The organism is Anaerococcus sp. C0059F3, from assembly GCF_056590475.1.
In genome coordinates this window covers 1-24,994 of sequence record NZ_JBWPWE010000007.1, presented here as the reverse complement: position 1 = coordinate 24,994, position 24,994 = coordinate 1, and the positions used below count along the sequence as shown (strand labels likewise).

Sequence of the window (24,994 nt, the reverse complement as noted above, 5' to 3'; positions counted from 1 at the left end):
AAACAAGCCTCTTGTAAAATTTTACAGGGGCTTGTTTTTTCTTACCTATAATCTTCTTCTGAAAATTCTGGATCTTGTGTAAAGTTTAATCCGAGTTTTCTAAGCATGGATTTTTGTGAATCATTTAAAATAACTGTTGAATGGGCATCAAGGTTCTTTAATTTGCCCAATTGTTTTATAGCCATATGGGTTAGCGGGTTGGTTGTCGCTGATATTGAAAGAGCTATGAGCATTTCATTTACTGACAAACTTGTCTCATTGCCGCCTAAATCCTTGGTTTTAAGGTCTGATACCGGCTCAATTATGTGAGGAGAAATTAGTAAAATTTCTTCATCTAGCTTGCCAAGTTTTTTGAGGACATTTAGAATACAAGCTGCAGGTGCACTTAAAAGATCGCTCTTTTTGCCTGTAATAATTTCCCCGTCTTGGGTTTCTATGGCGAAGGCTTCTGTGCCAGCATTTTTTGCTCTCTCCCTTGCTTCTAGGGCAACAATCCTGTCATCTGCGGATATTTCAAGCTGGCTCATTAGCATTTGAATTTTTTCTAATGTGTGGAAAGATTCCTTAGCCATCCTGTAGTCAACTAGGGTATTGTAATATCTTCTTATGATTTCTGCCTTGGAAGCATCTTTGGCGGCATTATCATCTACGATGCAGAAGCCTGCCATGTTAACACCCATATCTGTAGGTGACATGTATGGAGATTTGCCCATAATTTTTTCAAACATCTTTTTAAGGATAGGAAAGGCCTCCACATCCCTGTTATAGGAAACTGCGGACTTGCCGTAGGCTTCAAGATGGTATGGGTCAATCATATTTACATCATCAAGGTCAGCTGTGGCTGCTTCGTAGGCCATATTTACAGGATGTTTTAGTGGTAAATTCCAAATTGGAAAAGTTTCAAATTTGGCATAACCAGCATTAACTCCATTTTCATGGTCGAGATACATTTGAGATAAGCAAGTTGCCATTTTACCTGAACCTGGACCAGGACCTGTAACTACTACTAGGGGTCTAGTAGTTTTAACATGGTCATTTTTGCCAAAACCTTGGTCTGAAATAATTTTTTCAAGCTTATTTGGATAACCATCAATGTCGTAAGTCTTGTAATTTTTAATGCCTAGGTTATCTAAGTATTGGCAATACTTAAGGACTTTTTCCTGATAGTCAAACTGAGTAATTACTATGGCAGATACCAAAAATCCAAAGTCTTCAAGGGCAGATTTTAACCTGATGGCTTCTGTATCATATGAAATACCGTTATCTCCCCTAATCTTTGTCTTTTCAATATCCTTAGCATTTATTGTAATAATTATTTCGGTTTTTTCTTTTATATTTAAGAGCATCCTCAACTTAGAATCTGGTAAAAATCCTGGCAAGACCCTTGATGCGTGGGCATCGTCAAAGAGTTTACCACCAAATTCTAGGTACAACTTATCAAAGTGACTGATTCTTTCAACAATCTTTGCCGATTGTTCCTTAATATATTTATCGTTATCAAAAGCTAGTTTCACAATTTCCTCCTATTATACCTATTAATTATACCAAGAATTTCTCAAAAAAAAAATAAGACATAAAAAATATACGCCTTATTTTGTGATAATTGTTTTAGCTGTCTTAAAAAGTATTGAAATATCGGTCTTTATTGACAGATTTTCTATATATTTTAACTTGAGATCTATTTTTATTGGGAGGATTTTTTCTAGGTAAATCTTCTCACTATCCTCAATTGAATTATAATATTCAGATTCATTCCTAAATTCTATGGATGCATAGTCAGTAATCCCAGGCCTTACAGCAAAAATTACGTCGTAGTAATTTGGATATAAATTTACCATCTTTGGTGTTTCTGGCCTTGGTCCCACAAGTGACATATCGCCCTTTAGGACATTTATAAATTGAGGGAGTTCGTCAATCTTCCATTTTCTCAAAAATTCCCCAGTTTTTGTAATCCTTGGGTCATTTTTAACTGTTAGGTTATCAAGGTTTTTGTCGGCGCCCACTCTCATTGTCCTAAATTTAATGATATAAAAAGGTCTTTTGCCCTTGGCAAGCCTTTCTTGCTTGTAAAAAATAGGTCCTTTTGAATCAAGCTTAATAAAAATTGCCACAATTATCATTGGAATAGCAATTATTATCAAGACTATGAGCGATACAAGAATATCAAAAAATCTCTTGAAAAACAAAGACACTTTTTTCTTATTTAATTTTTCATAAATTAAATCTTCGTTTACCTTATTCACATTAATCCTCTGTTTTAATAATCATTAGACTATTAAACTTCAAATTTATAAATAGTCTAGTAAAATCTTATTCTACTTCAGGCCAGCCTTCTGTAGAATAAGAATTATAATCTTCATCTATCCACAAAACTTCAGCCCCAACTTTTTTCGCAAACTCACGACCTTCTTCAAGATCTATGATGAAAAGATAGGTTGAAATTGTATCTGCCTCTGCTATATCATCTAAAATTACAGAAACTGATCTCCATCTTGTTGATGGATACATAGTTTCTGGGTCAATTATGTGGTGGTATCTCTTGCCATCTACCATGAAAAATCTTTGGTAGTCCCCACTTGTTACAACAGATGTATTTTTAAGGCTAACTACAGATGAATATGGATTTTCCTTATCTTCTAGGTCTGGATTTTGGATGGCTATCTTATAATAAGAATTTTCACTAGCTGGATTATCTCCAATTAGAACATCATCCCCACCTACAGATAGGATTCCGTGCTCTAGACCTGCTTCTTGTAGCTTATTTGCAATTATTTTTGTTGCATAGCCCTTGCCGATAGCTCCAATATCTATTTGAACCTCAGGATCTTTGATAAATACAGTACCTGCCTTTTCATCAACTACTATAGAATCAATATCCTTGTGGGCACTGGCCTTAACAAGCATACTTTCTTCTGGAATTGCAGCCTTTTCTGGATTATCTAGGGACATTTCCCTATAATCGTGCCAAAGGCCTAAGAGAGAACCCATAGCTATGTTTATTTTACCATCTGTAAGGTCATACATTTTTTTAGAATATTCTACAAGCTCGATAATCTTTGGGTCAACTTTAACTGGCTCTTTGCCAGCATTTTCATTGATGGTCCTAAAGTTATTGACCCCTTCAAAAGCATCGTATGAGTTGTAAAGTTCGTGGTAGGTCTTAAGTTCATCCCTTAAGACTTTTACATATTTATCAAACTCTTCTTGGTCTTTGGTGTAGGCCAAAAAAGTTGTTACTGTATCAAAGTATTCGTAAACATTTTCTGTGTGTTTTTCTAATTGGGTATTTTCTTCTGAATCACTTTGAACTTTTTCCTCATCACTTGAGCTAGCATCTACATCTTCCTTTGAAGAATCTTCCTTAACTGCTTCTAGTTTTGGTTTTTCTACATTTTCTTTTTCATTAATATTGGCACAGGCTGTAAGACTTGCAGCGAGTGCCAAAACCATAAGTATTTTTTTCATATTTTATTTATATTAATTGTCTCCATATCTTTATTGACAGAAAGCCCCTCGTCTTCTGCCCAACTTAGTAACAAACCTGCCGCGACCTTATCTCTAAAGTCGTTCCATCTGCCTTCTAGGCCAAGTTCATAAACTGTATCCATAAACTCAGCGCTTGGTGCTATAAACTCAGCGTTTTCCACAAAGGCATCCCTTTCTCTCCTATCTAAGGTAGAGATAAAGGCATCCCTAATGTCGGAATTATCTACTTCGCTTGTACCTGGCATAAGGATATATTTTTCTACATCCTGGTCTATATCTATATAGGACGCTTCAATGTCTTCATTGGTTTGAATTTCCTTATTGATCCTGATAAAATCAAGGGATTCAGTGTTTAACCACATATTTTTTAAGTATGTGTCCTCATCTATCAAAGTCCATTTTTCAACTAACCATGATAGGTTGATTGGTTTTCTGTCTTTCATATTTCTCTTATCTTAAAGATTACAGCTTCATATTGCCAAAGCTCTAATCCCAGATTATTTCCTTTCTTAACTTCTATTCTTCTCTTATTATTTCTATACTCGCCATATTTTTCATCTAAGGAATTAAATACTTCCTCAAAAACTAAATCTTCGTCATAAGGTATTTCATAGTATGGTTGATAGACATTAGCCATGTTTAAAATAACCAAATACCTATCCCCATCTGCTATCCTTTCATAGGCAAAAACAGAGTTGGTATTGTCGTCTACTACCCTCCACACAAAACCTTTTTCATCATAATCATACTTGTAAAAGGCTTTTTCGTCCTTGTATAATTTGTTCAAATCTTTTACAAAACGATTATATCCATCGTGGATTGGATAATCAAGATATTCCCACCTGATTCCTACATTTTCATTCCACTCTTCGAAGGTCGCAATTTCGTTGCCCATGAAATTTAACATCTTGCCTGGATGGGTCATTTGGTAGGTCATTAGGACCTTTAATTGTTTGAATTTATCTTCATAGGACCCATTCATTTTGTCAACCATGGATTTTTTAAGGTGGACAACCTCATCGTGGCTTAGTGGAAGCAGGAATTTCTCATTGTAAAAATAATACATGGAGAAATTGATATTGGTTTGGTAGTCCCTTCTATTCATAGAATCGACTTTGAAATATCTCAAGGTATCATTCATCCAACCCATATCCCACTTATAATCAAAACCAAGTCCACCTTCAGAAACCGGATGGGTTACCTTTGGATAATCAGAAGAATCTTCTGCAATCCTCATCACATCTGGGTGGAGGTTCTCTAAAGTTTCATTTAAGTTTTTTATAAAGAAGATGTTATCGTGGTGAACACCCCTGTTTGAGTTGCCATTATAGAATACCATATAAGATACAGCATCAATCCTGATTCCATCTAGGTGGAATTCTTCGATTAAATATGACATTGAAGACTTCATAAAGCTTCTCACATGGCCTTTTGAATAGTCAAAGTTATTTGAACCCCATTCAGAATATTTTAGGTCCATATATTGGGACTCGTACATGGCTGTTCCATCAAAATGGTCAAGTCCATAAAAATCTGAAGCGTAGTGAACTGCGACGACATCAAGTATAACTCCTATGCCATTTTGGTGAAGGATGTCTACAAACTTTTTAAAATCAAGACCTGTCCCGTACCTGTGGCTAATTGCAAAAAATCCTGTCGATTGGTAACCCCAAGATGGGTAGAAAGGATATTCTGTAACTGGCATAATTTCAACGTGAGTGTATCCCATTTCCTTGACGTGTTTTACAAGACTATCAACTATGTCTAAGAAATTTACCTTGCCAGCAAATCTCATAAAAGATCCTATGTGGAGTTCATATATATTTAGGGGCTTGTCAAAGTTTTTACCCCTAGTTTTTAAAAAGTCATCATCATTAAATACATAGTCATCTTCTGCTGTGATTCTAGCTGCAAAGTCGCCTTCTCCGTCCATGGCATGGGCAATAGGATCTGTTTTTTCCATCCAATCCCCATCCTTGACCACTATATATTTGTAATAGTCATTGACCTTCGCCTTATAAAAGCCATAAAAATATCCAAACTCGTCGTTTTTTACAAGTTTTTCGTTTTGCCAACCAGTAAAGTCTCCTTTGATGTAAACTTCATCTGCATTTGGTGCATAAACTCTGAATATATAGCCATCTTCATGAGGGATTGCTCCCCAAATCTTATGGCCAATGGTGGAGTTGCCGTCTATATAATCTTTAATTTCCTGGTAATTTGTTGGTAAAATATTAACTTTCATTAGTATTTCCTATCATATTTTCTATATGTTTAGACAAAATTTCTATACCCTTGATATTCTTAGCTCCCCTTGGGATAATGATGTCGGCGTATTTTTTGCTTGGTTCTACGTACTTTTCGTGCATAGGTTTGACCTGCTCAATATATTGGGTGAGGCAAGATTCCACTGACCTTCCCCTTTCTACCGTATCCCTTAGGATTCTTCTTTTTAGCCTAATATCACTATCAGCATCCACAAAGACCTTTGTATCTGTAAGGTCTCTTATTCTTTTATCATATAGGACCAAAATCCCCTCTATGAGGATGATCTTCTTGGCCTTAACTTTGATTGTCTCTTTGCTCCTGGTGTGGATGGTGTAGTCATAAACAGGCATATTAATTTCTTCTCCTGCCACCAATCTTTCAAGGTCGTCGCAAAACAAATCAGTATCAAAGGCCTTTGGATGGTCGTAATTTAAAAGCTTTCTCTGATCAAAATCTAGATCGTCATGGGCCTTGTAATAATTATCGTGGCCTACAACTATCAAATCATCTTTGAAAGTTTCTGCGATTATCTTTACTATCGTAGATTTGCCAGAGGCAGAGCCTCCAGCTATGGCTACGATTTTTGGTCTTATCATAATTTAATCTCGTTTTTTATTTTCCCATCTAGGTAGGAGTAAAGGTTGTCAAATACTATTTCTGCCCTAATTTGCATGGCTTCTTGTGTATAAAAAGCAACGTGGTTTGTTAATAGGACATTTTTGGCATTTCTTAGTGGATAATCAGCTGGAAGTGGTGGTTCCATATCAAAAACATCAATACCAGCCCTTAGCTTATCTTCATTTAATAATTTTGCTAGGTAGTCATTATCAACTACAGCTCCCCTTGCGCAGTTAATTAGAACAGCACCTTCCTTCATTAGGTCAAGTTCTTCTTTTCCTAAGAAGTGCTTGGTTTCTTTGTTGTTTGGTATATGAAGGGATACTATGTCTGATTCCTTAAGAAGGGTCTTAAGGTCAACATATTTAACCCCTAGAGCCTTGATGTCGTCTTTTTCTGTCCTAGAGAAAGCAATAATCTTACATCCAAAAACTTGGAGAAGTTCGATAAGTTTTTTACCTATATGGCCTGTCCCTATAACACCAAAAGTTTTGCCTTTGATAAGGGAACCTAAAAGTGGATTTGATTTTCCTTCAAAGATATTTTCGTTATTTTTGTCAAATTTTCTCAAAACTCCAATTGTTAGACCGATTACAAGCTCAGCCACAGAATCATCTGAATAACCAGATGCATTTAGGACTTTGATGCCTTTTTCCTTACAAGCTTCAAGGTCAACGTGGTCAACACCTGTAAAGGCAACGTCAATTAGGTCTAGATTGGTATTTTCAATTACCTTTCTAGATACAGGTTTATTGGTAATAATAGCTATATCAGCATCTTTTAGCCTTGCTATTTTTTCTTCCTCATCCTTGGCACTTTCCTTGTAATAAGTAAAGACATGACCAAGTTTTTCAAGTTTTTCTTTTTGTTCTTCTATATAAGATTCTTTAACTTCTAATGGATCAATAAGACTAATTTTCATCTATATACTCCTTTATATAAAAAACTTCTTTTAAACATTATACTCTAAATGTAGGTTTTGTAATAATTAAAAATTCTTTAACAAAGTGAGGAGTTGAAATAATAATATAAGAAGGATAAATTAAATAGTAGAATAGAAAGGAATTAAAATGGCGGTAGCTTTAACTTTTAAAAACGGATTGTGTAATGAGGCAATAAACTATTATTGCAATGTTTTTGACCTTGCCTATCCAGAAGATATTATTAGATATAGGGATTTTGCAAAATTCAACCACCCTCCAAAAATTAGGGATAGGATTTATAATTCCCACCTAGATATTTATGGCAATAAAATCTACCTCTACGATGTCACAAATGATGACACCTATGTCAAGGGCAACAATATAAAAATAGTGATAGAAACAGATTCAGATAAGCTTTATAGGGCCTATATAAATTTCAAAAAAGATTCAAATGTAACCAGCGAGCCACAAAAATTAGACAATAAATTATTTACAAGTTTTGTGGACAAATACGATATAAGCTGGCAATTTATAGCGGAAATTATAGATTAAAAAAAAGCTAGGATTTACTTAAGTCAACTTAAGTTTATCTTAGCTTTTTTTCTTTGCTCTTAAGGCCCTAAAAAAACTCTGGAGTTCTATTAGGGATTCTTCTTCCATGAGCCCATAAGAAATGTCGGGCACATTTAGGTGGGGGCTATCTTTATCTATAAAAGATGTGGAAAATCCGCCCCTCTTTGGGTCTTTACAGGCAATTACAAGTCTTTTTATCCTAGAGTGCATGATGGCACCCGCACACATAAGACAGGGCTCAAGAGTGACATACATTGTACATTCCTCAAGCCTAAAATCTCCGATATTTTTGCCTGCTTCTTTGAGGGCATAGATTTCGGCGTGATTTAGAGCAGACTTGCCCTTATAGGTAAAATTGTGTCCCCTGCCAACTATTCTTTCTCCACAAACAACAACGGCCCCTATCGGGACCTCGTCAATTGATTTTGCAAGTTTGGCTTCATTTATAGCTTCTGTCATAAAAAATTCATCAGCTTTTGTAAATAAATCTTGCATAATATTTCCTTTTGGTGTACCGAAGAGGATTCGAACCTCCGACACCTGCCTTAGGAGGGCAGTGCTCTATCCAGCTGAGCTACCGATACATATAAGGCAAAAAATTTGCCTTTATCTTGCTATTACTGTCTTTAATAAAAAGTCACAAGAATCTTTTATAGTTCTAATAACTCTTGTAAAAAGACTAGCCTTATCAAGAGCCTTCTTTGAAAACAAGCCGACATTGTGGCTTTCATCCTTATAGGAAATTTCCACTTCTCCCATATCTTGGTTTTCTTTTATAGGCGCTTTTACATCTTCTTTTATATTATACTTTATTGTAGGATTTTCGCCTTCTTTTACGATCATTTTTATATCTTCTTTTGGATAAAGGTCTATATATCCCTGTTTAACAGTCACATCTTTTATAGATTTAATAGGTACATTTGAATCTAGGACTGTTTTTATAGAAAAATATTTTGATACGTAATAAATAAGGTCACTCATAACCTTGTCCCTGGTGTCTTTTTGGTCTGCACCCATAACAACACCTATGGACCTAAAATCATCCTTATCGTCAAGTTCTTTCATGTCGATTGTTGAAACTAGGCAATATCCAGCATCATTGGTTGTACCAGTCTTTAGACCATCAACTCCCTTGATTTCATCCATAAGAGGAATAGTTGATTTCTTGTCTATATCTCTGGCGGGATCTTTTATTTCCCTAATTGCCGAATAGTCTAAGATTTCAGGATGGTTTTTAAGTATATATTGGGTCAACTTAAATAAGTCTCTAGCAGAAGAAGTATTTTGATAACCATCTTCTGTTTCTATCCCACTAGAATTATAATACACTTGGCTTTCTAGGTCAAGTTCTTTTGCTTTTTCATTCATTTCCCTTGCAAAGGCTGGCTCTGAGACTGATACAGTGTTAGCCAAAAGATAAGCACAGTCATTACCAGATACAGCTATTAGGCCTTTTAAGAGCTCATCAACTGTATAGGTCTCGCCTTCTTTTACACCTAGGGCAGAATATTCCCATGTGGTTAATTTTTCTGCTTCCTTATCAGCCTTAACTTTTGTATCTAAGGAAATGTCACCCCTATCAATAGCTTCCTTGGTCACAAGAAAAGTCATGAGTTTACTCAAAGATGCCATTGGTCTTGGCTCATCTGCATTTTTTTCGTAATAAACTTCGCCATTTTCTTCATTTCCTATAAGGTAGGCTTTGACATTTTCATCAAGACCTACTATTTTATTTTGGCTAGTTGCAAGGCTTACAGGCATAAAAAACATAAAAATTGCCAAAGCTAGACTTGCTATCTTGTATTTGTATTTCATATTTACTCCTAGTTTAGAAAGGATTCAAGCTTTTTGTAATTATTTCTTAAAAGCTTCAATGTCTTTACATCAGTTTGTCTATCGTATTCAAAACCCAAATCTTCTGCCTCAGCCATTCCCACTTTTCTAAAAAGTATGCAGGCCTTAAAAAGGCTATTATAAATGTTAAGTGGGTTTATATCGTGGAAAGTATCTTCAAAATCGTCCTTGTATTCCTTAACAAGTGTATGGACAAATTCGCTGCCATCCTTTCCAATATCTCTTGCTCCCTTAAACTTGTTTACAACATAGATCCTAAGCATCTTAGAAAGCTCACTTCTTACATCTTCCATCTTGATGGCTGCAGCAAGCCCATTGTTTTGGTTTAAATAAAGAGAAACTTCTATAGCAGATGCAAAAAAGTTTTTAACTGTTTGGCTAAATTCGTATTCTTTGACAGGGCTATAGGCAAAGTCTTTGTTTGGCAGAAGTGCATCAGAACCTGGTTTGTTATATAAAAACTCAATATCAGCTGGGAGAGTCTTTATAAAGTCTTTAGCCACATCGCTACTTATTATCGACTCGGAAATCTTAATATTGTCCATCTTGTAAAGGTCGATGGTTGTAAAAGAAAACTTGTTTTTGTCGAGTTCGCTTTTCTCCTTAACCCTATTTACAAAGATTAGGTCATCAAAAAGTCCTGCAAACTCTTCTTCGAGTTTGGCTATAATTACCTCATTGACAACTGTATAAATCCTATAAAATTCGTCATTATTTTGCCTTTTTACATAGAAAATAGACTCTATGGCTGGATTTGTCTTTGCATAATCTTTAATTTTTTGCGAAATATCATTCCTCATTTTTACTCCAACTTTCTATAAAGTTTTTTAGCATTTTTGCGGTCAAGCCCCAAATTACAGGCTTGGTATCATAGAAAAACATTTCATTGTATCCGGTTTGAAATTTATAATCCTTGCCATTCGGGATTTTATCAAAAGGAAAATCTTTTGGAAAATCCATCTTATAAGGCGCCCTGTAGGATATGGGCGGATTATTTTTAAAAAAGTCAAGATCGACCGTAAAAATCGACTCTACTTCCTTATTATACTTTATTTCTGACAAATTTTTATTAATCCTACCATAAAAACTTTTTACATGCCTGTAATTAGATGTAAGAATCATAGAAGAATAACCTAAATATGTTATTTCTCGGCGATTAAGATTTAATTCTTCCATAGTCTCTCTTATGGCGGCTTCCTTAAAATCTTCGCCACATTCTACTCTACCACCAGGAAAAGAAACCTCACCAGGTTGGCTAACTATGTCACTTCTTACTTCAAATAAAATATGGTCCTTGCCGTCAATCTCTATTAGGGGAATAAAAACAGCGAAGGATTTTAACCTAGATAAAAATTCGTCATCTACTTGTAAATATTTCATAGAAACTCCTATTAAAATCATATATAAATATGGTTTTAAAGTCAAGTTATTAGAGTATAATGAAACAGTATTTTAGAAATATAGAAAGGAATTATTATGTTTAAAGAATTTAAGGAATTTATTGCCCGTGGCAATGTATTAGATATGGCCATAGGTATTATTATGGGTTCAGCCTTTACAGCTATTGTAACTAGTGTAGTTGATGATCTTTTAATGCCAATTATAGCAGGCCTTACAGCAGGAGTTAACTATGAAGACCTTGTTATAAGCATAGGAGGAGCAACTCTTAAAATTGGTAATCTTATTAATGCAATTATTTCATTTATAATTATTGCCTTCGTTTTATTTTTGATTGTTAAATCTCTTAACGGTCTTCATAAAAAGAAGGAAGAACCAGTAGTAGAAACAGAAAAAACTTGCCCATACTGCAAGAGCAAAATTGATATAGAAGCAACTAGGTGTCCAAAGTGTACATCTAAGCTTGAAAATTACTCAAACGAATTAGAATAAAAATTAGGGACCTTCGCAAATTTGCAAGGGTCCCTATTTCATTTCTTTATTTTAAATCTTTTTTTATTTTCCGGATTTTTCTAGTTTTTCAAGGGCTTTTTCAGCTTTAACTATCAAGGCATCTGATTTTTTGATAAGATTTTGAAGTTTTGTTGTCACTTCTTTATTCAAATCAGGAACTGTATCTAATAGAAGTTGGGCAGCCTTAGTTGTAATTTTATTATCATCTATAGAAGCTTTTAACTTTTCAACTTGGCTAAGAGTTTTTTCCTTCTTATTTTCTTTTTTAGGAGTTTCTTTTTTACTTTCTTGTTTTGGAGCCTGTTTTGGAGCTTGCTTCAAGCTTGGCATCATTTCTTCTAGACCTGCTATAAACAATTCATGAGTTTTTGCATCTAATTGGTCGGTAGCATAGTTGCCAGTAGATACCATTTGATCGAGTTTTTCTCCCATATTGTAAAGTACATCGAGAATTGTTCTATAATCACTTGTAACTGCTACAATACTATCTCCTCTATCTATAATTTTATTAATATAATCAATCTCTTGCTTATTTAGCAAGCTTTTATCAAGCTTATCAAATAGTATTTGTTTTGATTGTGCCTTATAAGATTTTAGGTTGAGGGCTTGGATTCTATCTAATACAACTTTTTCACCTTGATTTGGCTTAAAATTTACACCTAAATATAGGTCTTTAAATACCAGGCTAATTCCTGCCATGTTTTGTCCGGGAAATGATACAACCATTTTACCATTTTTATCTTCTACAGAATAATTGCCAGGCGCTAAGTTTCCCCTATAAATATCGCCATCAAAGTTTGCCATCAAAACAAAGTCTTGAACTTGACCAAGATTTTTAGCACTTATTCCACTAAACTCAAGTGTATAGATATTTGTCTCATAATCAAATTTGCCGCTTACCAGCTTGATATTATTAGTATTAACATCAGCATAAGCAACGTTTTGAATCCCTGCGCTAAGGTTAGCATTATTTACAGGCATACCACCAAGTCCTGGAAAAGCCATTGTTCCAATTACTAAACCTGCTAACATTTTATTTGTTTTTTTCATAAAAACTCCTTTAATATTGTTATTTATAAATGCTTTACTTGAGTATTATGATATTTCAAACGAATATTTTGATATATACCAGTCGATTTATTGAAAACCATTCATCCTACAAATAAAAAAACTATGACAAGAAATACTTGTCATAGCTAATTTATCTTTTCTTTACTTTTACATAATCACATTCAGAACATCTGATTTCGTCTGTTTTTCTATTTTTCTTATGGACTAAAAGGCTGCCACATTCTGGGCATTTCTCACCTGTTGGCGGATCCCAAAGAGCATAGTCGCATTTTGGATAGGTGGAACAACCGTAAAATCTCTTTCCTCTTTTGGATACTCTTTCGATAATTTCCCCATCTTTACACTTAGGACACTTAACTCCGGTTGTCTTTATGATAGACTTGGTAAAGTCACAATCTGGAAAACCAGTGCAACCTATAAACTTGCCGTTCCTGCCGTGTTTAATCGCAAGAGGCTTGCCGCATTTTGGACATTTTTCATCAAGGACCTTATCCTTGACCTTATAGTCAGTTGTATCTTTTTTGACAGCAGCCATATCCTTAGAAAAATCTTTATAGAAATTTCTCAAAACATCTTTCCAAAAAATTTGGTCTTCGGCAATCCTGTCGAGTTGGTTTTCCATATCTGCTGTAAATTCAACATTTATTACATCGTCAAAATTTTCCTGCAAAAATTCATTCACAGTCTTTCCTAACTCTGTAGGATAGATTGACCTGCCGTCAAGTTCGACGTAGTTTCTGGACATGATTTGGTTTATGGTTGCAGAATAAGTTGAAGGTCTACCTATGCCAAATTCCTCCAAGGTTTTTACAAGAGACGCTTCTGTGTACCTTGCTGGTGGATTTGTAAAGTGTTGGTCTTTGGTGATTTTTTCTGCTCCTATGACTTGGCCTTCCTTAAGGTCTGGCAAATTATTTTCACTATCTAGGTTGCCATATAATTTATTGAAACCATCAAAAAGTGTAATCTTTCCATTTGCCCTAAAAATTAGGCCCTTGTTATCAAAGTTAATTTGGGTTGATAGATATTCATAATCAGCCATTTGGCTTGCTACAACCCTTGACCAGATTAGCTTATAGAGCTTGTATTGTTGGTCTGTTAGGTAAGTTTTTATGGAAATTGGATCTCTAAATATGGATGTAGGTCTGATTGCCTCGTGGGCGTCTTGGCTGCCTTTTTTCTTGCCAGAATAGGTATTGCCGCGTCCTGCGTATTCTGCACCGTATTTTTCCTTGATATATTTCAATGATTCGCCCACAATTTCCTTAGAAATCCTAGTCGCATCTGTTCTCATGTAGGATATTAGACCGACAGTTCCCTCTTTTCCAATATCAATACCTTCGTAAAGTTGTTGGGCAAGTTGCATGGTAAATTTGGTTGAAAAACCAAGTCTGTTTGATGCATCCTGTTGGAGGGTTGAGGTTGTATATGGGGCATAAGGACGTCTTTTTCTCTTAGTTTTGGCAATTGTATCGAGTTTAAAATTATCCTTATCAATCTTATCCAAAACTTTTTGGGCACCAGACTCATTTGAAACCTTCATTTTTTTGGATTTTGATCCATAAAATTCAGATTCAAAATCTATGCCATCGTATTTGTGTTTGGCAGTAATAGTCCAATATTCTTCTGGTATAAAATCGTCAATTTCTTTTTGCCTATCAACAATTAGTTTTAGGGCAACAGATTGAACACGTCCTGCAGAAAGGCCAGATTTGACCCTCTTCCACAAAATCGGACTTATTTCATAACCCACAATCCTGTCCATGACCCTCCTAGCTTGTTGGGCATCAACAAGGTTTTTGTCGATTTTTCTAGGGTTTTTCATGGCATTTAGGACATTGTTTTTGGTTATTTCGTGAAATTCCACCCTGTTGTTTTCGTTTGGATCAAGGTCTAATAGGTATTCAAGGTGCCAAGAAATGGCTTCACCTTCCCTATCCGGGTCTGTCGCCAGATAAACCTTGTCAGCACTTTCCGCTTCTTTTTTTAACTCGTTAATAGTTTTCGCCCTACCTCTGACCTTTATGTATTCAGGTTCAAAGTCATTTTCTATGTCAACACCAAACTTGCTTTTTGGTAGGTCCCTAAGGTGGCCAACAGTTGCCTTTACCTTATAGTTCCTTCCAAGCATTTTTGAAATTGACCTAGCCTTGGTAGGCGACTCTACTATTACTAGATTTTTAGCCAAAGTCTCACTCCTTTATTGTAAACTCGTTATTTCCTATGTTTTCAATTACATTTTTAAGTTCTAAACTTGTTAGTAAAAAGTTTATCACATCTATACTTAAATCTAAGTTAAGTGCCAAGTCATCAGGACTGGCATTTGGATTTGTCTCAATATATCTTACTACACTAACTTCATCTTTATCAAGTGCTGAATAATCAATAGGCTGTTTAGGTACTTTTTTATCCAAAAGATAATCGAGTTCCTCAAGGATATCTTCAGCACACAAAATAAGCTTTGATCCATCTTGGATTAGCTTATTGGTCCCTTTTGAATAGATTGAGTTAATATTTCCAGGTACAGCAAAAACTTCCTTGCCCTGATCTAGGGCACACCTGGTTGTAATCATGGTTCCTGATTTTTCCTTGGCTTCTATAACCACAGTTGCCAGGGAAATTCCAGAAATAATCCTATTTCTCCTTGGAAAATTATAGCCAATCGGAGGTGTACCTAGGGGAAATTCAGACAAAATCAATCCTTCTTCTTCGATTTTTTCGTATAAAAACTTGTTGGCCTTAGGATAAACCTGATCAATTCCACAGCCAATTACTCCAATAGTCCTACCGCCAACTTCCAAAGTCGCCTTGTGGCACATGGCATCAATACCATAGGCCAAGCCAGAAACAGTTGTTAGGCCTGCCTGGGCAATTGATCCGGCCAAATTTTTGCAGGCCCACTTACCGTAGTCTGTGCATTTTCTTGCCCCTACAAAGGCGATGGACTGGCTATCACGAATAGCATCTAATCTTCCTTTGTAATACAAAACCGCAGGTCTATCGTCTATGTATTTTAAATTTTCTGGATAAGATTCATCAAGGATTGTCACAAAATCTACACCAAGCTTAGCAACTTTTTCCCTATAAGCTTTGAAATCCTCAAGGTTTTTTGGATTAAAAATCCTATCGTGATTTGCATCGTTAAGGAAGGAGTAATCAGCCCTTGTCCTTTCAAAAAAATTATCCAAATTCGTATTTTCAAAAATATCTAGGATGGTTCTATTATTAATATTTATGTAATTTAGGTATAATAAAATTTCTCTCTTATCCATATCAAAAAGCATTTTCTATGTAATTTATCTTTCTTGTATCTAGGTAAACTTCGGCAATATCAAAGGTCATCAAAAAATCCGACATATTTTTTTCCATTAGATAGGCCTGGCTTGCCCTTCTTATCCTCTGCTGCTTATAAAAATCAACAGCCTCAGCCGCATAGGCAAAGGCATCTGACTTTCGAGTCTTAACCTCAACAAAGGCAATCAAATCATCCTTGATGGCGATTATATCAATTTCTCCAAAGGGTTTGGAATAATTCCTATCAAGGATCCTATAACCATTTTTTTCTAAGTATTCGGCAGTGATTTCCTCACCAAAATCGCCGACTTGTCTTTTTATCGTCATATAAATGATAGCTGCCTTTCGTGAAATTTTCTCAAAAAACTTTGCCTATGAATAGGAGTTTCTCCGTATTTTTCAAGGCCTTCATAATGAGCCTTTGTTCCATAGCCAAAATTTGTTTCAAAACCATAACCCGGATAGATTTTAGAAAAATTTATCATAATATCATCTCGTCTGACCTTTGCCAAAATCGAAGCACAAGAAATAGCGTATTCGTTTAAGTCGCCCTTTACAATATTTAATTGAGGAAGGTCTGTATCAATCCTTTCCGCATCAATTAGGACAATATCTGGTTGGATTTCCAAATTTTCTAGGGCATCTTTCATGACTCCTAGAGTCGCCTGTCTGATATTTATTTGATCGATTTTTCTGGAATTGGCATAGCCATAGGAAATGGCGATGGCATCTGCCAAAATTTTTTCCTTTAAATCTAGCATTTTCTTTCGGCTTAATTTCTTGGAATCAGTCACTCCATCTATGTGAGAATCTTTTTTCATTATGACTGCACAGGTCACAACAGGACCTGCCAGAGGACCCCTGCCGACCTCGTCAATTCCACATATGTGGTCGTATTTTTCATATATTTCTTTTTTTATTTGGTCATTATATTCAGAATATTTCATAGTTTTTCTAGGGTAATTCTTCCAAGTTTGCCTGTCCTAAAATCGTTTAGGATAATAGTCGCTGTCCTTGTGTAATCAAAATCTCCGCCAGCAATAATTGCACCACGCTTTTTGGCGATAGCTTCGTAAATATCTATTGCTTGGGCATTTGGGTCAACTCCATATCTTTCTTTGAGATTTTCTGGATATTCCTCAGCCAATTCTCTAATAAAATAAAGGGTCAAATCTTCTATATTTAGGATTTCATCCTTAATGGCGTTGGTGTAGGATAAGTGAAGACCTGTCCTATCGTCAAATTTTGGCCAAAGCACACCTGGAGTGTCCAGTAGCTGCAAATTAGAATTTGTCTTTATCCACTGTTTGGTTTGGGTCACTCCTGGACGGTTGCCGACTCTCGCACCTTTCCTTTGGGCTACATTATTTATAAAGGTAGATTTGCCAGAATTTGGCACACCAACAATCATCATCCTTATTATAGGATTGTCAATGTCTTTTTCCTCATGTTTTTTAAACTTATCAGCAAGAATCTCCCTTGCTATATCATAAATTTTGCCAACATTGATTCTCTCTTTAGAATTCATTGGAAGAGCCACAATCCCATCGTTTTTAAACTTATTAATCCACTTTTGATTTTCCTTTGGATCTGCAAGGTCAGATTTATTCATAATAATCATCCTTGGCTTGTCAGCTAAAATATCATCAAGCATTGGATTTCTCGAAGACTCCGGAATCCTCGCATCTATAATCTCTAAAACTATATCAACCAGCTTTAGGTTTTTTTCAATTTCCTCCTTGGTCTTTTTCATATGACCAGGATACCAATTTATATTAAGTGCCATATCTATCTCCTAACTTACCTACTATTATACATAAATAATCGGAAAAATAAAAATTATATATTTTTGCATTTAAAAAATGCCTTAAAGGTAACTTTAAGACATTTTTTATTATTAATAATTTGTTTTTTCTTTAACTTTAGCAGCCTTACCTTGACGTTCTCTTAGGTAGGTTAGCTTAGCTCTTCTTACCTTACCACGTCTAGTTACTACTAATTTTTCTATTCTTGGGTTGTGGTATAGGAAGGTTCTTTCTACACCTACACCATAAGAGATTCTTCTTACTGTAAAGGTCTTGCCTACGCCGCCTTCGCTGATGTAGATTACAGTTCCTTCAAAGTCTTGAAGTCTTGTCTTGTCGCCTTCTTTGATTCTGTAGCTTATTCTTACTGTATCACCTACATTAAAGTCAAAGTTTTCTTCACGTAGGTTTTCACTTTCTATTTTTTTGATTAAATCCATCTTTGCTCTCCTCTCGTAAGTACTTTTCGTATAAGTCTGGTCTTACTCTTTTTGTTTTTTCTATTGCATTATTTTTATTCCAAGCTGCGATTTTTTTGTGGTCCCCACTTACAAGTTCGCTTGGTACGTGGTAGCCATTGAAAACTCTTGGCTTGGTGTATTCATCTTGTTGCAACAATATATTATAGTGAGAATCTGTTACTAGTGACTCTTCCTTGCCTACAACTCCGTCTATGAACCTTGCCATGGAATCTATTAGGACCATAGCTGGGATTTCTCCGCCTGTTAGGACATAATCGCCTATGGATATTTCATAGTCTACATAGTGGTTGGTTATTCTTGCGTCGATGCCTTCATAATGACCGCATATTATTATCAAATGTTCAATACTCGCAAAGTCGATTGCTAACTTCTGATCTAAAACTTTTCCTGTAGCCGACATAAAGGCTACTTTAGACTTGGCTGTTTTGACTGATAATAGGGCGTCATATATTACTTGAGGTCTAATTAGCATTCCGGCTGCCCCGCCGTATACTGTATCGTCGACGTGATTGTGCTTGTTGTTTGCAAAATCTCTCATATCCACTATTTCGAGTTCTAGTTTTTTATTTTCGATCGCCTTACCTATTACCCCATAGGTCCTTAAAAATTCAAAGGATTCTGGAAATAGGGTCAGGAGTGTTACTTTATTCATAGTCACTAAAATTTTCTACTTCAATTATTTTTTCTTCAGTATCAATTTTTTTGATTGTATTTTTGATTGCAGGAAGCAAAACTTCGCCGCCATCTGTTTTTATAACATAAACGTCATTTGGATAGACGCCTGAGATTACATCTATGATTTCACCTACTTTTTGCCCATCGCAGATTACTTTTAGACCAATTAGGTCCTTGATGTAGACTTCATCTTCGGCAAGTTTTCCCAAATCTTTTTCATCTATGGTTAGGTCCTTGCCCACAAATTTAAGGATGTCGTTGATATTATCATATTCTTCAAAGCCTAAAATAAGCATTGCTTTTTGCTTATATGATCTTTTTATAGTTACAGTTTCGTCTCCTATAAAAAGTTTTGATCCAATTTTGAATCTTTCTTCATTATCGCTTAGGCTTCTTACCTTGACTTCTCCCCTAATTCCTTGGGCTTTTACAATCTCTCCTACTGAGATCCTCATATTTTTATGTTTACCTTAACATTTTCCTTTATAGCTGCACTTCTTGCGATAGTTCTAATGGAGTTAATAATATTGCCCCTAACTCCGATTACCCTACCTTTGTCTTCTTCGGCAACCTTGATTAAAATATTAACCTCACTGCCTTCACGATCTTCTACAATTTCTACAGCTTCTTTGTCTGTTACTAATTCTTTAACGATTAATTCTACTAAATCTTTCATAATTATGCTAATACATCATTGTCTTTGAATAGCTTTTCTACAATAGATGTTGGTTGAGCACCGTTTTTAATCCATTGTTTAGCTTTTTCGTTGTCAACTTTAAATACTTTTGGTTCAGAAACTGGGTTATAATAACCGATTTCTTCGATAAATCTACCATCTCTAGCTCTTCTAGAGTCTGCTACTACCACTCTGTAGAATGGTTTTTTCTTTTGTCCTAATCTTTTTAATCTAATTTTTACTGCCATTTTTTCCTCCTTATTTTTTAAAAGAAAGGCATCTTTGGAAAGCCTCTGCCTTTTTTTGCTTTTTTCTGTAGTCCGTTCATTTTTTTCATCATTTTCTTAAGCTCTTTAAATTGCTTTAATAGCTTATTAAGTTCACGGACATCCACTCCAGAACCATTTGCAATCCTGGTTTTTCTGCTCTTGCCAATAATTTCAGGCTTATCTCTTTCTTCCTTAGTCATGGAATTTATGAGGGCTTCGATTTTATCAAAACCAGCATCATCCACATTGACACCTTTGAGCATCTTTGAGTTAACTCCTGGTATCATTGCTAGTAAGTCTTCAAGGGGACCCATATTTTTTATCTGTTGGATTTGTTCCATAAAGTCATCCAAACTATAGGTCTGTTCCCTCATTTTTGCTTCGAGTTCCCTAGCATTTTCTAAAGAAAATTGTGCTTCAGCCTTCTCTATTAGCGAAAGTACATCACCCATTCCAAGGATCCTACTTGCCATCCTGTCTGGATAGAAAGGCTCTAAATCGTCAAGTTTTTCACCTACACCTATAAATTTGATAGGTTTGCCTACGACTTGTCTAATTGATAAAGCAGCACCGCCCCTTGCGTCACCGTCTAATTTGGTGAGGATGACTCCTGTTATATCTAGGTAATCATCAAAGGATTTGGCTACATTTACCGCTTCTTGACCTGTCATAGCATCCACAACCAAGAGGATTTCATCAGGTTTTACTTCTTCTTTGATAGCCTTAAGTTCATCCATAAGGTCTGTATCTATCTGAAGCCTACCTGCTGTATCGAGGATTACTGTATCATAATTATTGATTCTTGCATAATCCTTTGCCTCTTTGGCAATTTTTACAGGATCTTCCTTGCCCTTTTCAAATACAAAGGTATCTGCTTGTTTACCTACGACCTTTAATTGTTCAATGGCTGCGGGTCTGTAGATATCAAGGGCTGCTAGCATAGGATTTCTATTTTCCTTTTTTAGCATTTTTACAAGTTTACCAGAATGAGTAGTCTTACCAGAACCTTGAAGACCAACCATCATCACCATATGAGGTGTGCCACCTTTTAAGGCAAGCCTAGAGTTTTCCTTACCCATAAGCTCTGTTAGCTCTTCGTTTACGATTTTAACTACCATCTGTCCTGGAGAAAGTGAATTCATCACGTCAGCCCCAAGTGATCTTTCCTTAATAGTCTTTACAAAGTCTTTTACAACCTTGTAGTTAACATCTGCTTCAAGAAGTGATAATCTTATCTCCCTCATAGCAGTGTCTATATCTTTTTCGTTTAATTTTCCTTTTCCCGTTAGCTTTCCAAGTGCTGCTTGGAGTCTATCTGAAAGGCTTTCAAAAACCATATACGCTCCTAAATATTTTCAATTATTTCTGTTAACTTTTGAATTGCTTCTTTATTATTTGAACTTTCAATCAGCTCTCTTATTTCAAAAAGAGAAGCCTTAAGTTCAGTCTTGCTTTTTAGTAAAGAAAGCTCATTTTCAAACTCAAATAATTTATCCACACTCCTATTAATCATATCTGAAATTGCTTGCTTTGACCTACCGTCATTGTCAGCAATCTCTTGAAGGGATAAATCTTCGTTGTAGTAGCAATTTATAACATCTCTTTGCTTTTCATTTAGAAGTGGGCCATACATATCGTACAGCTGGGCTACTTTTACTATTTTCTCCATAATATCACCTGTCAATATTTTTACTTGACTTCACTATTATACACGCTTCCGAAGACCATGTCAAGATAATTTCTTGACTCCAAACATTTTATTACAACCTCTATCAATATTGAAATTTCAATGTTTTTTAATGCATGCAAAAAGAGCAGCTAAATAACTGCTCTTTTAAATTATTTTTTATGGAAGATTGAAAAATGGATTTGATTTTTCTTCCTGTTTTTCTTTGGATTCATTTGGTCTTGCAGACTTATATTCATCTACATTTGACGAATCTACTGTAAATGTAAAATTAATTTCCTCTTCCTTGCCATCTCTTTCGATTGTTAATTTGACTGTATCGCCAAGATTGTAGGCTAAGAGAAGTTTCTTTAATGCTCCCATGTCTTTTACAGGCTTACCGTCAATTTCTTTGATTACATCGCCTTCCTTGATTGGGCTATCGTCTGTAAATACGCTTACAACATAGATACCACTTTTTGCCTTGATATTGTCTTTTAGGTATTGTAATTGCCTTAGGTAATCAAGGGATTGACCGGTTATGCCAAGGTAGACTGAGTCAAACTTGCCATTTTCCCTAATTTTATCTATAACTGGTTTTACAGTATTAATTGGAATAGCAAAACCAATCCCATCGCTGTTTCCAGCCTTAGCTGTGTTGATTCCTATTAGTTGGCCCCTTGAATTTAGAAGGGCACCACCTGAGTTACCAGAGTTAATGGCTGCATCTGTTTGCATTAAGCCATCCATTTGAACTCCTGTATTAAAGGAAACTGACCTATTAAGACCAGAAATAATACCAGATGTGACAGTGGATTGAAGTTGAAAACCAAGTGGATTACCAATTGCGACTACCCTATCTCCAACGCCTATTTCATCAGAATCTCCGATATCAATTGCCTTTAGGTTTTTATTATTTTCGTCAACCTTAATTATAGCAAGGTCTAAAGATGCATCGTTCCAAACAAGCTCTGCCGGAGCAGTTTCGCCATTGTTAAATAAGACGTTAATCTCCTTGGCTTCCCCATCGCTAACAACATGTGAATTTGTGACAATATAGCCATCTTCACTTACGATTGATCCAGAACCAATACCTTCTACATAACCTGATTGAGGTCCAAAAAATGACTGTCTAGTCACCTTTGACACTGTATTGATACCAACCACTGAATCAATTGATTTTTTAACAACAACAGACTCCATAGACTCATTTTCCTTAATGTCTATTGGTTTGGTATTATCTTGCCTTGATTCAACTTGGGTTTTATTTTCACTAATTTCTTTTTTATTTGACTGAGGCGCAACTAGTAGAAAATAAACTACAAATCCACCAATGATAGCGCCAATTAAAGCTGAAGCAAAAGATGAAAATCTTCCGCCTGATTTTTTATAAGATCTATTACTCATATTTTCCTCCTATACAGTAATATATACCCAATATGTGGTTAAACAATGGATAAATTATTAAATTTATATAAAATTTCTAATTTTTATTAATCATAATATTGATTTTTTGAGAATCTTCATATTCTTATTACTATATTAATTCAATATATTTTCAATTAAAAAAGGAGAAAATTCTCCCCTTAATTTTTATTTTACCTTATCAATATAGGCTCCGTAGCCTTCTTTTTCCATCTTGCTAAGGGGAACAAATCTCAAAGCAGAGCCGTTTATGCAATACCTTGCACCTCCCTTATCCTTTGGACCGTCATTAAAGACGTGACCTAGGTGGGAATCGCCTTTTTTACTCCTTACTTCCACCCTTTCCATGCCATGGGCCTTGTCATTCTTGTAGTTGATATTAGAATCAATTGGCTTTGTGAAGGATGGCCAGCCACATCCTGCATCGTACTTATCTTTTGAAGAAAAGAGTGGCTCACCAGTTACCACATCAACGTAGATACCAGGTTGGTAAAAATCATCATATTCAGAAGAATAAGGTCTTTCAGTTTCATTTTCCTGAGTTACCTTGTACTGATTTTTTGTAAGTTTTTCTTTTAATTCCATTGTATTTTTATCAATTTTATTTGATTCTAAAGGCTTTTCTGCCAAAGAAATATTGATATGACAATAACCTCCAGGATTTTTATCCAAATAATCCTGGTGATAGTCTTCTGCCAATACAAAATTCTTTAAAGGCTTAACTTCTACAGCAATTTTCTTTTCAAAATTTTCTTGTTTTTGCCTTATAAGCTCACCAATAATGAGCCTATCATTTTCATCTGTGTAGTAAATCCCAGTCCTATATTGCCTGCCCACATCATTGCCTTGTTTGTTTATAGATGTCGGATCAATTATCCTAAAATAATACTCTAGGATACCTTGTAGGGACAGTTTATCTTGATCATAAGTGATTTTTACAGTTTCGCTGTGGTCTGTCTTTCCAATTTTTTCATAAGTGGTATCATCTGTTTTCCCATTGGCGTAGCCAACACTTGTGTCAATAACACCTGGGATTTTCTTAAAATATCCTTCAACGCCCCAAAAGCAACCTCCAGCCAAATATATTTCTCCCCTATTCTTAAGGCTTGCTAGGTCTTTAGCTTTTATTTCTGTATTTTCATCTCTAGGAGAATTACTGTCTTTATTCCCAAAAACCCTTATTCCTATAAAGATCAACATTAAGAACAAAAAGGAAATCAATATTTTTTTCGACTTCATTTTCTAACCTCTTTATATTTTTTAAAGAATTTTACCATCCATTATTAAAAACATCCATAAAATTTACTTACATTGCAAAGGATAATCTCATAGAAAATCAAATTAAAAGACTTGCCCACATATTGCCCACACAATCGAGTAGGAGGTAAATGATTAATTCATCTACCGACCTCTCACACCACCGTACGTACGGTTCCGTATACGGCGGTTCTACAATTTAATATGAACTTTATTGTAATAGCTGACTAGGGATATATAGCCCCTTTCAGCTATTCTTTTGTTGTTTAGAGCTCTGTTTAATACTGGGCTTTTGGCTATTCTCCAATAGGATTTGCGTGTATTTGCCCATTGCCAAGCTTGATATTTTGTTGTACCTAGTTTTACTAAGTTTGTAAATTTAGTTTTAATTTTCTTCCAGCTTTTCCATGCACACATTCTGATTCTTCTTCTTAACCATTCGTCTAGTTTCTGAAGATGATTTCTCATATTTGCTAGTTTGAAATATTGTATCCATCCTCTTATGATTTGGTTGATTTTTATTCTTCTTTGCCTATAGCCTAGTGCATTACTTCTGCTTGTTACTGCTTTTAGTTTTGCCGTTAGTTTCTTTAGGCTTTCTTTGTGTACTTTTAATTGGGTTCCGTTGTTATGGTAAAATCCATATCCTAGATATTTTGTTTGGCTTAATTTTCTTATTGAGGTCTTTTCCTCATTGACTTTAAGCTTTAATTTTCCTTCTAACAGCTTTTTGACTCTTTT

The 24,994-nt window shown here is 35.3% G+C and carries 29 protein-coding genes and 1 tRNA gene; 2 read left to right on the top strand and 28 right to left on the bottom strand.

Going from position 1 to position 24,994, the window contains the following annotated elements:
- Positions 1–41: 41 nt before the first annotated feature.
- The 7 genes from AC1EJ5_RS05725 to AC1EJ5_RS05695 form a co-directional block, all read right to left on the bottom strand.
- Complete coding sequence (locus tag AC1EJ5_RS05725) at positions 42–1,514, bottom strand: DUF1846 domain-containing protein (protein WP_348937721.1); 1,473 nt, start codon at positions 1,512–1,514, stop codon at positions 42–44.
- Positions 1,515–1,589: 75 nt separating this feature from the next.
- Positions 1,590–2,243: a sugar transferase gene (locus AC1EJ5_RS05720; protein ID WP_311480869.1), complete on the bottom strand. Its 654-nt coding sequence runs from the start codon at positions 2,241–2,243 to the stop codon at positions 1,590–1,592.
- Between the two features lie 67 nt (positions 2,244–2,310).
- The gene (locus AC1EJ5_RS05715; protein ID WP_311487104.1) at positions 2,311–3,465 is read right to left on the bottom strand and encodes an FAD:protein FMN transferase; all 1,155 of its coding nucleotides are present in this window, start codon (positions 3,463–3,465) and stop codon (positions 2,311–2,313) included.
- Complete coding sequence (locus AC1EJ5_RS05710; RefSeq protein WP_223417668.1) at positions 3,462–3,929, bottom strand: acyl carrier protein; 468 nt, start codon at positions 3,927–3,929, stop codon at positions 3,462–3,464. Before AC1EJ5_RS05710 ends, AC1EJ5_RS05715 begins: the two co-directional genes overlap by 4 nt.
- Positions 3,926–5,731 carry a 1,4-alpha-glucan branching protein GlgB gene (glgB, locus tag AC1EJ5_RS05705; RefSeq protein WP_479815105.1) on the bottom strand — a complete coding sequence of 602 codons (1,806 nt, stop codon included), beginning with the start codon at positions 5,729–5,731 and terminating at the stop codon, positions 3,926–3,928. Before glgB ends, AC1EJ5_RS05710 begins: the two co-directional genes overlap by 4 nt.
- Complete coding sequence (gene udk, locus AC1EJ5_RS05700; RefSeq protein ID WP_479815103.1) at positions 5,721–6,350, bottom strand: uridine kinase; 630 nt, start codon at positions 6,348–6,350, stop codon at positions 5,721–5,723. The genes glgB and udk overlap by 11 nt, the downstream gene beginning before the upstream one ends.
- Entirely contained in the window at positions 6,347–7,294 is a 948-nt protein-coding gene (locus AC1EJ5_RS05695) for an NAD(P)-dependent oxidoreductase (RefSeq protein ID WP_479815101.1), read from the bottom strand. The genes udk and AC1EJ5_RS05695 overlap by 4 nt, the downstream gene beginning before the upstream one ends.
- Before the next feature lie 148 nt (positions 7,295–7,442).
- Here AC1EJ5_RS05695 and AC1EJ5_RS05690 point away from each other — a divergent pair, with 148 nt between their 5' ends.
- Complete coding sequence (locus AC1EJ5_RS05690; RefSeq protein ID WP_479815099.1) at positions 7,443–7,847, top strand: VOC family protein; 405 nt, start codon at positions 7,443–7,445, stop codon at positions 7,845–7,847.
- Between the two features lie 39 nt (positions 7,848–7,886).
- Here the strand turns inward: AC1EJ5_RS05690 and AC1EJ5_RS05685 are convergent, their stop codons facing one another.
- The 5 genes from AC1EJ5_RS05685 to AC1EJ5_RS05665 all read right to left on the bottom strand — a co-directional run bounded on the left by AC1EJ5_RS05685 (position 7,887) and on the right by AC1EJ5_RS05665 (position 11,102).
- A complete protein-coding gene (locus tag AC1EJ5_RS05685) occupies positions 7,887–8,363 on the bottom strand; it encodes a nucleoside deaminase (RefSeq protein WP_348937730.1) in 477 nt (158 codons plus the stop codon).
- 12 nt (positions 8,364–8,375) lie between these two features.
- Positions 8,376–8,452: transfer RNA gene (locus AC1EJ5_RS05680), tRNA-Arg, on the bottom strand.
- A gap of 22 nt (positions 8,453–8,474) precedes the next feature.
- Complete coding sequence (locus tag AC1EJ5_RS05675; RefSeq protein WP_479815097.1) at positions 8,475–9,683, bottom strand: D-alanyl-D-alanine carboxypeptidase family protein; 1,209 nt, start codon at positions 9,681–9,683, stop codon at positions 8,475–8,477.
- Between the two features lie 8 nt (positions 9,684–9,691).
- Positions 9,692–10,522: an aminoglycoside 6-adenylyltransferase gene (locus tag AC1EJ5_RS05670; RefSeq protein WP_223417680.1), complete on the bottom strand. Its 831-nt coding sequence runs from the start codon at positions 10,520–10,522 to the stop codon at positions 9,692–9,694.
- Positions 10,512–11,102 carry an NUDIX hydrolase gene (locus tag AC1EJ5_RS05665; RefSeq protein WP_223417681.1) on the bottom strand — a complete coding sequence of 197 codons (591 nt, stop codon included), beginning with the start codon at positions 11,100–11,102 and terminating at the stop codon, positions 10,512–10,514. The genes AC1EJ5_RS05670 and AC1EJ5_RS05665 overlap by 11 nt, the downstream gene beginning before the upstream one ends.
- Before the next feature lie 96 nt (positions 11,103–11,198).
- Between AC1EJ5_RS05665 and mscL the strand changes: the two genes are divergently transcribed.
- Positions 11,199–11,612: a large conductance mechanosensitive channel protein MscL gene (gene mscL / locus AC1EJ5_RS05660; protein WP_223417682.1), complete on the top strand. Its 414-nt coding sequence runs from the start codon at positions 11,199–11,201 to the stop codon at positions 11,610–11,612.
- Between the two features lie 63 nt (positions 11,613–11,675).
- Here the strand turns inward: mscL and AC1EJ5_RS05655 are convergent, their stop codons facing one another.
- The 16 genes from AC1EJ5_RS05655 to AC1EJ5_RS05580 all read right to left on the bottom strand — a co-directional run.
- The gene (locus AC1EJ5_RS05655; protein ID WP_479815094.1) at positions 11,676–12,683 is read right to left on the bottom strand and encodes a hypothetical protein; all 1,008 of its coding nucleotides are present in this window, start codon (positions 12,681–12,683) and stop codon (positions 11,676–11,678) included.
- Positions 12,684–12,834: 151 nt separating this feature from the next.
- Positions 12,835–14,892 (bottom strand): type I DNA topoisomerase, encoded by a 2,058-nt coding sequence (gene topA, locus AC1EJ5_RS05650; RefSeq protein ID WP_479815092.1) that lies wholly within the window; start codon positions 14,890–14,892, stop codon positions 12,835–12,837.
- Positions 14,893–14,896: 4 nt separating this feature from the next.
- Positions 14,897–15,976, bottom strand: a complete 1,080-nt coding sequence (gene dprA / locus AC1EJ5_RS05645) for a DNA-processing protein DprA (protein ID WP_479815090.1) — start codon at positions 15,974–15,976, stop codon at positions 14,897–14,899.
- 1 nt (position 15,977) lies between these two features.
- On the bottom strand, positions 15,978–16,325 hold the full coding sequence (locus tag AC1EJ5_RS05640; RefSeq protein WP_223417686.1) for a YraN family protein: 348 nt from the start codon (positions 16,323–16,325) through the stop codon (positions 15,978–15,980).
- Positions 16,322–16,945, bottom strand: a complete 624-nt coding sequence (locus AC1EJ5_RS05635) for a ribonuclease HII (protein ID WP_479815088.1) — start codon at positions 16,943–16,945, stop codon at positions 16,322–16,324. Before AC1EJ5_RS05635 ends, AC1EJ5_RS05640 begins: the two co-directional genes overlap by 4 nt.
- Entirely contained in the window at positions 16,942–17,784 is an 843-nt protein-coding gene (gene ylqF / locus AC1EJ5_RS05630; protein ID WP_311480884.1) for a ribosome biogenesis GTPase YlqF, read from the bottom strand. The genes AC1EJ5_RS05635 and ylqF overlap by 4 nt, the downstream gene beginning before the upstream one ends.
- 111 nt (positions 17,785–17,895) lie before the next feature.
- Positions 17,896–18,243, bottom strand: coding sequence for a 50S ribosomal protein L19 (rplS, locus tag AC1EJ5_RS05625; protein ID WP_209774354.1), 348 nt, complete (start codon positions 18,241–18,243; stop codon positions 17,896–17,898).
- A complete protein-coding gene (gene trmD, locus AC1EJ5_RS05620) occupies positions 18,215–18,937 on the bottom strand; it encodes a tRNA (guanosine(37)-N1)-methyltransferase TrmD (RefSeq protein ID WP_311480885.1) in 723 nt (240 codons plus the stop codon). The genes rplS and trmD overlap by 29 nt, the downstream gene beginning before the upstream one ends.
- Positions 18,930–19,415 carry a ribosome maturation factor RimM gene (rimM, locus tag AC1EJ5_RS05615; RefSeq protein ID WP_479815085.1) on the bottom strand — a complete coding sequence of 162 codons (486 nt, stop codon included), beginning with the start codon at positions 19,413–19,415 and terminating at the stop codon, positions 18,930–18,932. Before rimM ends, trmD begins: the two co-directional genes overlap by 8 nt.
- The gene (locus AC1EJ5_RS05610; RefSeq protein ID WP_223417692.1) at positions 19,412–19,636 is read right to left on the bottom strand and encodes a KH domain-containing protein; all 225 of its coding nucleotides are present in this window, start codon (positions 19,634–19,636) and stop codon (positions 19,412–19,414) included. The genes rimM and AC1EJ5_RS05610 overlap by 4 nt, the downstream gene beginning before the upstream one ends.
- A gap of 2 nt (positions 19,637–19,638) precedes the next feature.
- Positions 19,639–19,884, bottom strand: a complete 246-nt coding sequence (rpsP, locus tag AC1EJ5_RS05605; protein WP_209774369.1) for a 30S ribosomal protein S16 — start codon at positions 19,882–19,884, stop codon at positions 19,639–19,641.
- A 17-nt stretch (positions 19,885–19,901) separates the two neighbouring features.
- Complete coding sequence (ffh, locus tag AC1EJ5_RS05600) at positions 19,902–21,242, bottom strand: signal recognition particle protein (RefSeq protein WP_308749571.1); 1,341 nt, start codon at positions 21,240–21,242, stop codon at positions 19,902–19,904.
- An 8-nt stretch (positions 21,243–21,250) separates the two neighbouring features.
- On the bottom strand, positions 21,251–21,574 hold the full coding sequence (gene ylxM / locus AC1EJ5_RS05595) for a YlxM family DNA-binding protein (RefSeq protein ID WP_209774372.1): 324 nt from the start codon (positions 21,572–21,574) through the stop codon (positions 21,251–21,253).
- Between the two features lie 177 nt (positions 21,575–21,751).
- The gene (locus AC1EJ5_RS05590) at positions 21,752–22,978 is read right to left on the bottom strand and encodes a S1C family serine protease (RefSeq protein WP_479815082.1); all 1,227 of its coding nucleotides are present in this window, start codon (positions 22,976–22,978) and stop codon (positions 21,752–21,754) included.
- 186 nt (positions 22,979–23,164) lie between these two features.
- A complete protein-coding gene (gene msrB / locus AC1EJ5_RS05585; protein WP_479815080.1) occupies positions 23,165–24,235 on the bottom strand; it encodes a peptide-methionine (R)-S-oxide reductase MsrB in 1,071 nt (356 codons plus the stop codon).
- 210 nt (positions 24,236–24,445) lie between these two features.
- A partial coding sequence (locus tag AC1EJ5_RS05580) for a group II intron maturase-specific domain-containing protein (protein ID WP_479815078.1) occupies positions 24,446–24,994 on the bottom strand: 549 nt, incomplete at its 5' end.